Consider the following 13,052-nt stretch of genomic DNA (forward strand, 5'->3'; position numbering starts at 1 on the left):
GGAGGTCAATGGGCCAGTTAATTCGGTTTTATTTGCCAATTATTTCGGAGGTCACTGGGCCAAAAAATCTCCTGAATTTCGGAGGTCGTTGGGCCATTCTTATTTAGAAAACGGAGGTCACTGGGCCACTTTCCATTAAACTGCTTAAGTTGCTGTTGTATAAACATATCACAACAGCATGGCAGGACAACGGAAAGACAAAATGGAACTTAGAACACTGATCCTTCTAAAGAAAAAAGGACTTAGTAACCGTAAGGTTGCCCAGATAATGAACATCAACCGCAAAACGGTGGATAGCTATATTAGGCGGTTTAAGGTGCTGGAATTGGATCATGCTGAACTTCTAGCTATGGATGATGCCAAGCTTCACGATCTTTTTACCGAAGATGACCAAACCGAAAAGATACGATATGAACACCTGTCATCTCAGTTCAGCAAGATACAGCATGAGCTCAAGCGACCCGGAGCTACCTTGCAGACGATATGGCAAAACTACCTTCTTGAACATCCTGACGGCTATCGCTATACCCAGTTTACCACCCATTACAGAAAATGGAGAGGCAAGGTCAAAGCTTCGGGAAAACTTGAGCATAAAGCAGGCGAAAAACTTTTCGTAGACTTTACAGGCAAAAAAATGGCCTATGTGGACAGGATTACTGGAGAGGTTATTCCTGTTGAAATCTTCGTTGCCGTCTATCCCTGCAGTCAATATACGTTTGTAAAAGCCGTTGCCAGCCAAAAACGTGAAGACTTTATCGATTGCCTTGACAGCTGTCTCAGGTGGTCTGGTGGCGTACCGCAAGCTATTGTATCTGACAACCTTAAATCAGCCGTTAGTAAAGGCTCCAAATATGCTCCAGAAATCAACAAAACACTTGCAGACTTTGCACTCTTCCATAGTTGTGTAGTAGATCCTGCCCGTCCATATCACCCACAGGATAAAGCTCTTGTAGAACGTAGCGTAACATTGGTCTACCAGCGTATTTTTTACCCACTGGACAAGCAGACCTTCTTTAGTCTGAAAGAACTTAATGTAGCTATAGCAGAACAGCTGGTGTTATATAATGATTATTTGTTCTCGCATGGAGGCTCTACCAGGAGGAGCCAATTCATTGATCTGGAAAAAGAGCACCTAAGCCCACTACCTGTATCAACCTATAACTTGCGGTACTTTAGACGAGCAAAAGTGCAGAAGATATCACATGTATATCTGAGTCCTGATCGAAACTACTATAGTGTACCTCACCGTTATATCGGCCATCATGTAGAAGTCCAATATAACAAGGACACCGTGGAGGTCTTTTATAACTTTCAGCGTATAGCCAAGCATCAGCGAAGCTTTCGACCTGGGAACTATACCACCATCGGAGATCATATGCCTTCTTCACATCAGGCCTATAACGACTGGAGCCCGATGTATTTTGAACAACGTGCCGCAGTTGTTGGACCATATGCTCAGCAATATATCCGCCAACTAATTGCGCAGTACAGCTATCCTGAACTAGGGTATAAACAGGCACAGGGAATACTTGCTTTTGTGAAAACCCATAGCGCTTCCCGCGTTGAAAACGCATGCAAAAGAGGTCTTTCGCATCATAAATCATCTTACCAGACGATAGCTAATATCCTTAAAAATAAACTTGATACCCTGGAAGAGGAAGTACAACAGGCCTTTCATATCCCTATGCATGAGAACCTACGGGATGCCTCGATCTACAGATAGCATACAACATTAAAAAATGATAATATGAATGAGAACACAACAATCGAAAAAATGCGCAAGATGCGTATGATGATCATGGCTGAGCTTTATCGGAGTAGTCTGAGTGATAATCTTTACCGTGAAATGAGTCTGGATGACTTCATGGCAACCATCATCGATGCAGAATGGGAGGCCAGACAGAATAAGAATATTGATAATCTTATCTACAAGGCTTCATTCAAGGAAAAGGCTGCAGCCACTGATATTGATTACACCCCTTCCAGAGGCCTTGATAGAAATATGTTTGAAAGACTCCTTTCACTGGGCTTCATAAACCGTAGGGAAAACATAATCCTAACAGGTCCTGCTGGTTGTGGCAAAAGCTTCCTTGCGCAATGTATCGGAGTAAAAGCTTGTCAGATGCTATATAAGACGCTCTATCTTAACACAGGTAGGTTCTTTGATATGGTAAAAATAGCTAGGCTGGATGGTACTTACCACAAGTTGCTTAAAAGGATTGAAAGAGCGGAATTACTTATCCTTGATGACTTTGGCTTAACTTCAATAGATCAACAGGCAAGAACGGCACTTCTGGATATCATAGAAGATCGCTACAACAGCGCATCTCTGATAATAGCTACGCAGATACCGGTGGAAAAATGGCATGGACTAATTGGTGAAAGTACTATCGCAGATGCCATTCTTGACAGGGTTACATTCTCCTCACATAGAGTGGAGTTAACGGGCGAATCCTATAGAAGAAAAAAGAAATTGGAATCTTAAATGAATTGTATATAATTGTAATCGGAAAGTGGCCCAATGACTAGCGAAATAATTGGCCCAATGACGCCGAAATCACTGGCCCAATATCACCGAAATAGACAGGTAGACAGGCTGTTTGATATCGGTTATCTTCCTCCTGCGTCGAAAGGCTTCATGCATGGGAGATTACAGGTAGCGGATACCGTTATAGGAGCATTCACCTGTGCTACAGACGAAGCAATGCTGAAAGGGCAAACTATTAGTCATATAATACATGACGAAACAGGTCAGGTCCGGGGTCGAATTGCTATTTCATTGAGCAGATGCAGTTCTGATGAAATTTATAAAGCCCGGTTCCTTGCAGAGAACTGGACGGATCAATTAGGAATGGCTGCCAGCATTGCTATTGGCTACCAGGTTGGAACCACGATCTCCTCGCGGATACAGCAGGAATATGGATATTGATGATTTTTGATGACTTTTATCCGGAGGTTCCACGCAAAGACGCAGAGAAGGGGCAAAGAATTTTTGGATCGATGCGGGTTTTAAGAAGCAGAGGCTTAGGTTTGGCGTTTCACGGAAAGGTTCACCGAACTACAATAGTACTATAAAGGGTTACCAGGAACCTGGTGACCCTGTTTATTTTTTTCGTTCCGGAATCCATTGTCATTGCTCTCTAAAACTGCAATTGTATCAAGCGACGCCCATAAAAAAGTTACAAATTAACCGTCTCCTTTATCTTTATCAACTTTCCCAATGCCCTGGTAACCGCAACCCGCTCTCCTATCTTCATAGAATCCGCCATCGCCGCAATAGCCATATTCAGCGTATCGATCTCTGTTGGACGATGCTTTTTAATATCCTGCAAAGTTGAGATCAACTGGCCGTCAGACGATTTGCTGATCTGCAATAACAGGTTTAAGACTTCCCCTAATTCCAGCTGCACCCCTTTGGCCTTCGCCACCAGCAAACATTCTTCTATCACTTGCCTGGCTATGGCCAACGCCTCTTCATTCCTGTAAAACACCCCGTTGTCTATTTCCAGCAACGGGCAAATTGAATTGAATGCGCTATTAACAATCGCTTTCTTCCAGATCACCTCTTGTATCGAAGCCTCCGCATTAAATTGAAAAGAAGGAGTAGAAAGCGTTTCTACAACCTTGGACAAGATTTCTGTCCAGCCTTCAATTACCCCGATTGGCGAAGCCGCCACCGGTTTAAACCGTACCATCATTTCATCTTCTACCTGGGCCGTCGCAAACAAAACGCAACGATAGACATCTTTAAATCCAGCTTCCAGGAAAGGCGCTTCTACATCCAACCCGTTTTGCAGGATCACCAGCGGCGAATGGCCGGTTTTATCAACCAGGCTTTGCGCCAGCTGCCGGTTGCCGAAAGACTTATTGGCCAGTACAACAACCCCGTCCAATTCGCCGAACGCGTCGAGGGTCGCTACCTCAACCGCAGCTTCCTGTACCGTGTCGTCAGGCATGGTTATGTTGAGAGGCACCTCTCCCTTTGCGCCTTCTCCTCTCCGGCCACGCAAAAGGGTTACATCCCTGCCCTCCCGCTTTAAAAATACCGCAAGCGCTTTGCCTATGGCTCCATAGCCTATGATATATACTTTCATGATCGGTCAGATGCTTTCCTGCAAAGGTGCTCAAAAAACCAGAATAATAACTGGTACAGGAAAGGTATATTTTTATATACCAGTTAAACAAAATAGCCATGACTGTTAGTAAATGTTGCGTTCACATGGGCATAGTAGGATACATCCGGCCAGGTTTCGTAAATTGCAGGTACCACTAAAGTAATTTTCTTATGGCATTTGACATCAACCTGAGCAACAGGGTAAGAGAATACCTGGCTCAATTTCCCAAACTGAAAATTGAAGAGAAGAAAATGTTCGGAGGATTAGCTTTCCTGGTAAATGGAAAAATGTGTGTAAATATCAGCGGCAACAACCTGATGTGCCGCTTCGATCCTGCAATGGCTGAAACACTGGCTGAGCGCTCCGGTTTTTTACCCATGATCATGCGGAATAAACAGCTGGACGGGTATTGTTACGTTGAACCGGAAGGATTCAAGTCACGTAAAGACTTTGAATATTGGCTCAACCTGTGTTTAGCATATAATAAGGAAATCAAATAACCTGCAGGGTTATACTTTCAGGGAACCCCTGAAACCTCTCACCGCATAATACGACTGTGCGCCGTTGTGGTATACAAACACCCTTCCATAACGATAATCTGAAAACAGCGCTCCGCCCAGCTTTCTTACATCCGCCGGTGTTTTTATCCAGCTGGAGGTTTTAGCATCAAAGGTACCCAGTTCCTGTAAGGCCTTGTATTCCTCTTCCGATAATATTTCTATTCCCATTTCTTTAGCCACATCCATTGCGCTGTTGGCTGGCTTGTGCTCTTTCCTGGCTTCCAGGGCTTCCCGGTCGTAACAGAGATTGCGCCTGCCTTTCGGCGTTTCCGGCGAACAATCTACAAACGTATATACGTCGGCTTTCTTATCATAAGCAATTACATCAGGCTCTCCGCCGGTGTCTTCCATTTCCTGGAGTATGGCGAGCTTTTTAGGATTAGCTTCCAGCTTCGCCTGGACTTTTGCCCAATCGAGACCTTTGTGCCTGTTCATATTCTTTTCAAAACGGGCCTTCAATATTTTGAGGAATTCTTCTCGTTCAGTTGCTGTTAAGGCTTTCATATTTTAAAGTTTTCAGGAAAAAGCTGTATAGGTTGAATACTAAGCTTTTATAAAGATTATCAAAAAAGACAGGTAACGATTTGGTAAAGGTGCTTATTGCTTTGCTTTTCAACGTGTTTCCGTTAGCTCATAGTAAATATACGTCTTTAATTTATAACTTAATTAAAGAAATTAAAAACTAATCAGCGTTATGCTTTTTCTTGAACTCTTCAATTTTCTCTCTTGCTATTTTATTTTGAACATTTGCAATTTCGGTAAGTAATTCTTTATGTAAACCGTTCTCTATTTGTGTGCGTTCTTTGGTTTGCTCTTGTTCTGCTTCATATTCAATATCTCGAAGTGTTTTTTGTTGCTTTAGATATTCAGATGTTCTTTCCTCTAATTCGAGTTCTAAGTCTTTTTCTTTTCTGTAAATAGCTCTGTCATAAGCACCAATTGGTGTTGCTATTTTAGCAATGGTTGGTAAAATCTCAATCGTAAAAAAGAGTATTCTGATTAACCATAACAACATAAAAATTGTAGCTCCTTCTGGAATTTCAGGATTATTTGGTGTTGCCAAATTTTCTAAAACCATAAAACGCAAGACAAACCCTTTTTTATCTTTGATTTTGTCTTGAAATTCATTTTTTGCTGTATCAGCTGTAGCAAGTCCTTTGTTTATAGAAGTGCTTGTTTGTACAATGTTGTCATTTAGTCTTTTTTGTTCTCCTTTGAGGTTAGCAATCCAATTGTCAATATACTCTTGTCTTCGTTTTTTTAAATCATCTAATCCCTTTCTGTCGAATTTGTTTAGATTATCTTGTGCTTGTTTTCTTTGTGCGAGTTTATTCTCATAAGTTCTCCATTGTTGAGAGTTTCTATTTTTTATATAACTTTCACTACTATAATCATAATATGTTGGAACATTGTTGTAAGCACTATTTGCTTCTGTTCGGGCTGTGTTTAATCTTCTGCTAAGAGCGTCAAAATCATTTTGTTTATTTTGCATTTCAGATTTCAGTCTATCATATTCTGGGTCTCCTTTTGGTTCGCCCTGTGATAGCTGTGTTTCAACTTTGCCCAATACAAGACTGTCATTACTCAAAATGCGTTGTTTGTCGGATATTGCTTCATTTCTTTTAGATGCTTGTTGAACAGAATAAACTTGGTCAAGTTTATATTTGTCCATATGCAAATCAATATTTTCCTTAAAAATCAACAACTCCAAAGGAATAGAGATAATAAAAGCAATTAAAATTGCCAAAACACCTCTTGATAAAAAAGCTGCCCAAAAATTCTGTTTTTCTTTCGTTGGGTCTTTCTTTAATGTAACTACCATACTTCTGTCGATACTGAAAATTAAAGAAGCCCAAATAATACCGAATATTCCAGCGGACAAATAACTTTCTCCAAAATAATAACCTGCATAGCTTCCTGAAAAGAAAGCTAATAAAGTGGTCATAAAAATGGTAAATCCTATTCCTGCTTGTCTGTTATAATCTGTCGGACAATCTTTTAAAATACTGATTTCTGCTCCTGACAATAACCAAAAGAAATACTGGATTTTTGAATATTTATATTTTTTAGTAGAAGTTTTGCTCATAATTCTGTTTAACTAAAGTGTAATTAGATTTTCTGTTTTTAAAAATTAAAAAATAGGGCGTAATGAAAACAAATGCTATCACTATCAATATGGCTATGCAAATGAATAAAACTACTTTTCCTTCTGTTTCTACAAACCAACTTTTATATAAACCCAAAGGCATTAACCATAATTGTTCAAAGTTTCCAAGTGCCATTTTTCCTGTATTCAAATAAAGTTGAAATAGTATTTGATGTTCAAAAAGAAATAAGCAAAAAGGGATAGCAAGTATCAAAGCAAAAATTAAATTGATAAAAAATTGCGTTACGAATATTCCTGTTTTTGGGTTGGTATGATGAACTTCGTTCAAAAACTTCATCCATTTATAAAAAATGAAAGTTGCTAATGTAGCTACGAGATAACCTAAAATTAAATAGCTCGAAATAAATATTTTGTAACTCGTAAGAACGGAAGCAAAAACAATCAGCATTTGGAACAAGAAAAATATTCCTATTCCTGCAATTTTATTGTGCAAGACAGGACAGTATTCCATTAGAAAGCAATCATAATTTGCCAGTTTCCAAAGTTTTTGTTGAATTTTCGTACTCATCTATTTCAGTATTTTTTGTAATGAGTTTAGAATATTGAATCTTTTTGTCGGTTTCATTGCAGTTTGAAAACTGATTTGAGATTCATTGAGAATTGTTTCTGACAATCCTTTAAAATCCAGTTCAAAACTTGGGATTAAATCCTTTCCATTAGGTAATCTTGGGATAATACTCGGATTGAATGTTGGAATATTTTGTACCTCAATTTTTATTTGTGAACTGGTTACGGAAAACAGTTCATTATTAGCTTTCAGATAAAAAAAAGTTGTCCTTTTAGGTGAAATCTCAATTTCGCTTTTTCCTGTTACATCAATATCAGCCTGCATATTTGAGGACAATGTAATACTCGAAGCGTTATCAATTTCCCAACTCAATTTTACAGGTAAAGTTTCAACCACAAATTCCAAATTTGAAACAAATGATTTGATTTCAACTCTTTTGAAAACCTGAATCGTAATTTCTTTTTCTTCTTTTGTAATTCCGTCTAATGCTGTAACAATTACTTTGTAATTGGTGTGTTCCGTAGGCGAAATGAATTTCTCTCCTTTATTTGGAATAATCGCCATATTTCCCAACCAATGTAATTCTACTTTTTCTGCATTTTCAATATCCCAAACTAATTGTGTTTCTTTTCCGTATTCTATTTTTTGTTGTTTGGAACGAAATTCTTTAATTTTTGGAAGTGGAAGAACCGTTACGGATAGTTCATTTTCTGTTTTATCAAAGGCATTTTCTGCAAGTAACTTGTATGTAGCTGTATTGGTTGGCGAAACAGAAATAGAATGCTTTCCTGTTACATTTCCGACACCATTGTTTATTGAAATTTTATCATAATTCTCAATATTCCACGATAATTCAATAGCTTTCCCTTTTAGAACTTCCTTTTCATTCGAGCCAAAATTGATTATTTTAGGTGCTTTTAAATAATGTTCAAAAGACGTAAGATTTAGATAATTATTTTCTGATAAATAGCTGTTCAAAATTCTTGTCAGACTTTTGATAGAATTAGATAGCTTTTGTAAATCATTATAGATTTCAGCATTTGCAAAATCTTCAAAGTCGGTTTCAGTAAACAATAAGTATTGAGTATCTTTCACCTGATACTTGTTCCATAAATTTGAGTTTTCAGAAAAAGCAAGTATTGAAAGATAGATTACCAATTCTGAAAAAAAATCCGCTTTTAAAGACGCTTTTCCCGCTTTAAAACGTGAGGGATGTTGATAACCTTTTAATCCTGTAACTAATTCTTTTTGACCCTCAATTTCAGGGATACAAATAGAATCATAATCTACAAGTTTGATATTTCCATTTCGGTCAATTAAAATATTCCCTTCTTGTAAATCTCCGTGAGAAATTTTGTTTTCTCTCAGGGTTTTGCACATTTCCAGAAAATCACCAGCAAGTTTGGTTAGTTTGCTTTTGTTGCCTAAATTTTCTTCAATATACTCTTTTAGCAATTTTCCATCGAGCCATTCCATTCGGATAGTATCGAGTAGATTTCCATTAACTAAAATTCCTTTTTCATCATAGATAAAATCAGCAAAATAGGGTAGTTTCTTTTCAGAAAGATATTTTGATATTTTTCGGTAACGGTCTGTATGTTCTCCCATAGGAACGTGCCAAACTCTAAATGCCCATTTCTTGTTTTGATGTTCCAATTGAAACACCATATTAAAGCCACCAGCAAAAGCATAGGGTTTACCAGTGGATTCTATTCTTGGTTTTGCTCCTTTTAATTCAGGTACTTTTAAAAAAGTATCCGAATTTAAAATGGCGGTAACTATATCTTGTTTGTTTATTGACATTCTTAAAATTTATCGAAAATTGATTTAGCTTTATTTCCTTCTATTTGTTCCTTTGTTTCTTTTGGTTTGTCCCATTTTGCCATTATTTTTTCGATTGGCAATAGTTGTACTTCGTTTCCTTTAATAACAAAACCATATTGAGGTTTTATACTTTCAAACTTGTTATTGAATTGAGCAATAACAGTAGGCTGATTTTTAATAATGATGATATTTTCATCATTTAATCTTGCTTTAAATGTCCAATTATATGAACCTGTAATAATTGTAGAATCATCAACAATACAAAATTTATTGTGCATAAGTTTGTCTTTAGCACCATCATTGATATTGCCGATATATCCTACATATCCATTATTTTGCAACAATTCTTTAAAATCAACTCGGGAATTTTTGTTGAACTCGTGATTTGCTACAATGATATAAACCTGAACACCTCTGTTTTGAGCTTGAATAATGCTTTGGTAGATTTCAACATCTGTAAACCACGCAACACAAATTTTTAGACTTTTGTTTGAAGCCGAAATTTGACTGATGATTTGATTGTGTATATCTTCAAAGTAAACCTCCGTCATTGTTAAAACTTATTCGTTATGTTGTTTACATCAGGAAGTTTAACTTCTTTTTTACTTGGCGGATTGGGCTGTTTATCGAATTTGTCAAAAATATTGTCTTTGATAACTTCAAGTTTATCAATAAGAAGATTTTCTAATGGCTCTAATTGTTGAATATCATTTTTCGATAACTGTTCTTTCAATTTATTAGTCAAATCCACAATTGTTTGATTATTGGATTGTGATAAACTATTGATTAAAAATGAGTGGTTTGCATTAGCAAAATCCTCTTTTGAAAAAAGCAAGTCTTCGGTTTCATAATATTTTTGCCATAGGTTCGGTTGGGTTTCAAATACAAGCAAGGATAAATAAATTACCAATTCTGAAAAGTAATCCAATTTAGGATTTACAAACCTGTTTGCAGACCGTGATGGATGTTGATAACCGGGCAGACCTTTAATTGAATCAGTCATTCCTTCAAGCGGTTTAATATACATTGAATCGTAATCAATAATTGTTAAACTACAATCGGGATTAACCAAAATATTTCCGTGTTGCAAATCTCCGTGAGCAATATTCTGCTGATGAAAATAGGCAACCATATTTTTGAAGTTGTCTCGAACTTTAGAAATTGTAGAAGGATTAGAATGTATATTATCATTGATGAAATCTTTCAATGTTTTTCCCTCAACCCAATCCATTAGCACAATCGGGTAGATGTTACCATTGATAAGCAAGGCATCTTCCAAATAATTGAAATTACAGAAATATGGATTATTCAGAGCCGACAAATAAGTTGATATTTCTTGACTTCTGCGTTTGGCATCTCCAATATCTGCAATCCAACAGCGAACAGCAACTTTTTCTCCATTTACTGTATTAAAAGGGAAAACAGTTGTGTAGCCTCCTGGATATTGAATGACACGAGAGCCTTTTTGAATTATAGTTCCTCCGATTAGTTCGTTTGCTTTAAAGCTAACCTGCGGATTTCGCATTGCCGTAACTATATCAGTTCTTGAAGGATAAATGTTTGCCATACTTTAGAATTTATCAAAAATTGATTTAGTTTTTGGATTATCAGTAGTTTCATTTGGTGTCTGTTCAGGCAATTTTTCTTCCTGTTTTTCATCGGAAATATTACTACTGTTATCCGTTGATTCTTCCTTCAAATTTTCAGTTTCATTAGATTTAGTTTCCTCGTCATTATTAGTTTCAGAAATGGTGTCATTAGATTTTACAATTTCTGTTGATTGTTCTACTATCTCTTTGGTCGTTTCATTTACTGGATTATCATCTTTTGATGGTTCTTCTTGTTCTGATTTATTTTCTTCTGTGTTTGAATTTGAGGAAGATTCTGACAAAGAAGTTTCTTTTTTTTTAGATTCTTCAATTTCTTCTGTTTCCTTTTTAATCAGATCAGATAAGTAAACTACTTCATTAGGTTCAGAATAGGTAAACTCTTTCTTGTTATCATCACTTATATCAATTATCAAAACAGCTGAATCATCATCATTTAGACGGTTCGTGTTTCTTTCATCTTCAATCGTAACAAGAAATTGTTCCTGATTTTGAATATTTTTGAGCTTTTGGATTGCTTGCTCTGTATCTTGAATAAACCATTCAGCAAGTGCATCTGTCATCAAATAGAAAGTTCCTTCAACCATTGGTCTTTCTTTAATTTTCACCTTACCTTTTTGTGGGTGAATAGAAATACTTGAAAAATAATCGGGGAAATTGTCAAATACGATTGGATCTACCTTGCTTGATAATTGGATTTCAATTTTGTTAGAATCTTTGGGAATGAAAAACAAAAAACTATCTCCCAACGCTTGTGCAATCCATTTTTGTTCAGATTCAATAAATTGTAATCCAACAAACGTAGCTAAAGCTGGGTCTTTTCGGTTGTATTGAGATTTTGTAAACCATTTGGTTTCGGGTTGATTTACAATTTCATCTATTTTGGATTGCCATTCTTTTTGACATTCAATGATAAATTCTTCGTTCTTCCAATCCTTTTGGTTGACGTATTTTTTTACCAAAATATCAGACCAAACTTTGGGAAAGAAAGACTTTGAAACACCATCAGAAATAGCAAACTTATTATGCTCTCGGTTGACAGCATAATTATCTGCACAATCTGAATATAGTTCCGATTTTTTACTTGTTATAAATCCTTTTATTTTGATTTTCATTAACCTCGCTAAATTTTTTATATAATTCTGTCTGTTCCTCCAGATGAACCAAAATTGATAAACTTAATAAGAGTTTCGGGACCAGCATTTGAAACAAAACCTCTTGAATCTACGTCTGTTACAAATTCGTGTTTTCTTGCGGCTTCACGATATGTTTCAGGTACTTTACTTGAAATTTTGAAAAGTATTTTCCCTTCTTCGTCTGAAACTTCGTTTTCAGTTGAGGAAAACTTTGTTTCGTTGAATGGTGGTTGTCCTAAATGAACATTGAAAATTAGAGGATTTCCATCTCCAGTATTGATATTCATAATACTGTTTGCGGTTGATATTGTTTTTTCAATATCGTCTATTGGATTACTTCCTGTATATGGCATTCCGTCCGAAACATTTATAATTACAGGTGCAGGATTGTCAGGTTTTTTAGTTATCCAACCTTCTATGAGTTGCTTTGCAAAATCAAGAGCTTCTGCCATTGGTGTTAATCCATTTCGTGGGCAAGTAGGTTCAACATACATAGCCATTTCTTCCTCAATTTCAACTAAACCTCCCGCTCCGTCAGAAACTTTCTTTTTTATTTTCTCAATTCTTAAAGGACTATCAGCAAAAGCACTTAAATAGTCAGAACGAATATCATCTACTGAATTACCACCTTTTCCACCATAACCAATAAGGGATATAAACACTCTATCTTTGATTTTATCTCCAGCACTATTAGTGAAAATTAAGTCATTAATTGTTCTATTGATAACCAGAGAGGTAAACTCTGCTTTGTTCTTTCCTCCTGTATAATCTTCTCCCATAGAACCTGATTGGTCAATGAGAAAAATTATGTAACCAGGATTTGCTGAACTCCATTGTTTTGAATTGTTACTCATAATTTATTCTGTTTTATAGTTAAATTTCAAATTTATCAAAATATATTTTCTAACACTATTGTCCGACTAAAATAATGTTTTAGGATGAAAAAAGGCAGTTCCGAAGAACCGCCCAATTTGGTAAGTTTGAGTTACCACACTTAAAATTACCATGGGCGAAAATAAAAGTTTTTCCGGACAGCCGGTATTATCTCAAATATTAGATGTAATACCCAGTGCTATAATCAATGCGGCAAACAGAAAGCATCAATCAAACCGTTATTATAAGCGCTTACCCTTGC

13 protein-coding genes are annotated in these 13,052 nt (G+C 36.5%); 4 read left to right on the plus strand and 9 right to left on the minus strand.

Annotated features, from left to right (window positions below):
- Nucleotides 1–178 precede the first annotated feature (178 nt).
- From istA to BLV62_RS27530, 3 genes are read left to right on the plus strand one after another with little or no spacing between them, the layout of a single operon-like run.
- Nucleotides 179–1,723 carry an IS21 family transposase gene (gene istA, locus BLV62_RS27520; RefSeq protein ID WP_089764738.1) on the plus strand — a complete coding sequence of 515 codons (1,545 nt, stop codon included), beginning with the start codon at nt 179–181 and terminating at the stop codon, nt 1,721–1,723.
- Nucleotides 1,724–1,747: 24 nt separating this feature from the next.
- On the plus strand, nt 1,748–2,485 hold the full coding sequence (istB, locus tag BLV62_RS27525; protein WP_089764737.1) for an IS21-like element helper ATPase IstB: 738 nt from the start codon (nt 1,748–1,750) through the stop codon (nt 2,483–2,485).
- A 36-nt stretch (nt 2,486–2,521) separates the two neighbouring features.
- Nucleotides 2,522–2,929: a hypothetical protein gene (locus BLV62_RS27530; RefSeq protein ID WP_089766247.1), complete on the plus strand. Its 408-nt coding sequence runs from the start codon at nt 2,522–2,524 to the stop codon at nt 2,927–2,929.
- Between the two features lie 250 nt (nt 2,930–3,179).
- Here BLV62_RS27530 and BLV62_RS27535 read toward each other — a convergent pair whose 3' ends face one another.
- Nucleotides 3,180–4,094, minus strand: a complete 915-nt coding sequence (locus tag BLV62_RS27535; RefSeq protein ID WP_089766249.1) for a ketopantoate reductase family protein — start codon at nt 4,092–4,094, stop codon at nt 3,180–3,182.
- A gap of 191 nt (nt 4,095–4,285) precedes the next feature.
- On the opposite strand from BLV62_RS27535, the gene BLV62_RS27540 reads away from it, so the two are divergent.
- On the plus strand, nt 4,286–4,615 hold the full coding sequence (locus BLV62_RS27540; protein ID WP_089766251.1) for a TfoX/Sxy family protein: 330 nt from the start codon (nt 4,286–4,288) through the stop codon (nt 4,613–4,615).
- A 9-nt stretch (nt 4,616–4,624) separates the two neighbouring features.
- On the opposite strand, the gene BLV62_RS27545 is transcribed toward BLV62_RS27540, so the two are convergent.
- The 8 genes from BLV62_RS27545 to BLV62_RS27580 all read right to left on the minus strand — a co-directional run bounded on the left by BLV62_RS27545 (nt 4,625) and on the right by BLV62_RS27580 (nt 12,771).
- Nucleotides 4,625–5,179, minus strand: coding sequence for a DUF4256 domain-containing protein (locus tag BLV62_RS27545; protein ID WP_089766252.1), 555 nt, complete (start codon nt 5,177–5,179; stop codon nt 4,625–4,627).
- 178 nt (nt 5,180–5,357) lie between these two features.
- The gene (locus BLV62_RS27550) at nt 5,358–6,761 is read right to left on the minus strand and encodes a DUF4407 domain-containing protein (protein WP_089766254.1); all 1,404 of its coding nucleotides are present in this window, start codon (nt 6,759–6,761) and stop codon (nt 5,358–5,360) included.
- Complete coding sequence (locus BLV62_RS27555; protein WP_089766255.1) at nt 6,742–7,350, minus strand: hypothetical protein; 609 nt, start codon at nt 7,348–7,350, stop codon at nt 6,742–6,744. The genes BLV62_RS27550 and BLV62_RS27555 overlap by 20 nt, the downstream gene beginning before the upstream one ends.
- A complete protein-coding gene (locus BLV62_RS27560) occupies nt 7,351–9,153 on the minus strand; it encodes a protein kinase domain-containing protein (protein ID WP_089766257.1) in 1,803 nt (600 codons plus the stop codon).
- Nucleotides 9,154–9,155: 2 nt separating this feature from the next.
- Nucleotides 9,156–9,725, minus strand: a complete 570-nt coding sequence (locus tag BLV62_RS27565; RefSeq protein ID WP_089766259.1) for a phospholipase D-like domain-containing protein — start codon at nt 9,723–9,725, stop codon at nt 9,156–9,158.
- 2 nt (nt 9,726–9,727) lie between these two features.
- Entirely contained in the window at nt 9,728–10,741 is a 1,014-nt protein-coding gene (locus tag BLV62_RS27570) for a protein kinase domain-containing protein (protein ID WP_089766261.1), read from the minus strand.
- Nucleotides 10,742–10,744: 3 nt separating this feature from the next.
- Complete coding sequence (locus tag BLV62_RS27575; RefSeq protein WP_089766262.1) at nt 10,745–11,896, minus strand: hypothetical protein; 1,152 nt, start codon at nt 11,894–11,896, stop codon at nt 10,745–10,747.
- Nucleotides 11,897–11,913: 17 nt separating this feature from the next.
- Complete coding sequence (locus BLV62_RS27580) at nt 11,914–12,771, minus strand: vWA domain-containing protein (RefSeq protein ID WP_089766264.1); 858 nt, start codon at nt 12,769–12,771, stop codon at nt 11,914–11,916.
- Between the last annotated feature and the right edge of the window lie 281 nt (nt 12,772–13,052).

Origin of the sequence: Chitinophaga terrae (ex Kim and Jung 2007), assembly GCF_900107795.1 — a bacterium.
Taxonomy (GTDB): Bacteria; Bacteroidota; Bacteroidia; order Chitinophagales; family Chitinophagaceae; genus Chitinophaga; species Chitinophaga terrae.

Coding starts and splice junctions, on each gene's coding strand:
- istA (WP_089764738.1), top strand. CDS start 179: ATGGCAGGACAACGGAAAGACAAAATGGAACTTAGAACACTGATCCTT.
- istB (WP_089764737.1), top strand. CDS start 1,748: ATGAATGAGAACACAACAATCGAAAAAATGCGCAAGATGCGTATGATG.
- BLV62_RS27530 (WP_089766247.1), top strand. CDS start 2,522: ATGACTAGCGAAATAATTGGCCCAATGACGCCGAAATCACTGGCCCAA.
- BLV62_RS27535 (WP_089766249.1), bottom strand. CDS start 4,094: ATGAAAGTATATATCATAGGCTATGGAGCCATAGGCAAAGCGCTTGCG.
- BLV62_RS27540 (WP_089766251.1), top strand. CDS start 4,286: ATGGCATTTGACATCAACCTGAGCAACAGGGTAAGAGAATACCTGGCT.
- BLV62_RS27545 (WP_089766252.1), bottom strand. CDS start 5,179: ATGAAAGCCTTAACAGCAACTGAACGAGAAGAATTCCTCAAAATATTG.
- BLV62_RS27550 (WP_089766254.1), bottom strand. CDS start 6,761: ATGAGCAAAACTTCTACTAAAAAATATAAATATTCAAAAATCCAGTAT.
- BLV62_RS27555 (WP_089766255.1), bottom strand. CDS start 7,350: ATGAGTACGAAAATTCAACAAAAACTTTGGAAACTGGCAAATTATGAT.
- BLV62_RS27560 (WP_089766257.1), bottom strand. CDS start 9,153: ATGTCAATAAACAAACAAGATATAGTTACCGCCATTTTAAATTCGGAT.
- BLV62_RS27565 (WP_089766259.1), bottom strand. CDS start 9,725: ATGACGGAGGTTTACTTTGAAGATATACACAATCAAATCATCAGTCAA.
- BLV62_RS27570 (WP_089766261.1), bottom strand. CDS start 10,741: ATGGCAAACATTTATCCTTCAAGAACTGATATAGTTACGGCAATGCGA.
- BLV62_RS27575 (WP_089766262.1), bottom strand. CDS start 11,896: ATGAAAATCAAAATAAAAGGATTTATAACAAGTAAAAAATCGGAACTA.
- BLV62_RS27580 (WP_089766264.1), bottom strand. CDS start 12,771: ATGAGTAACAATTCAAAACAATGGAGTTCAGCAAATCCTGGTTACATA.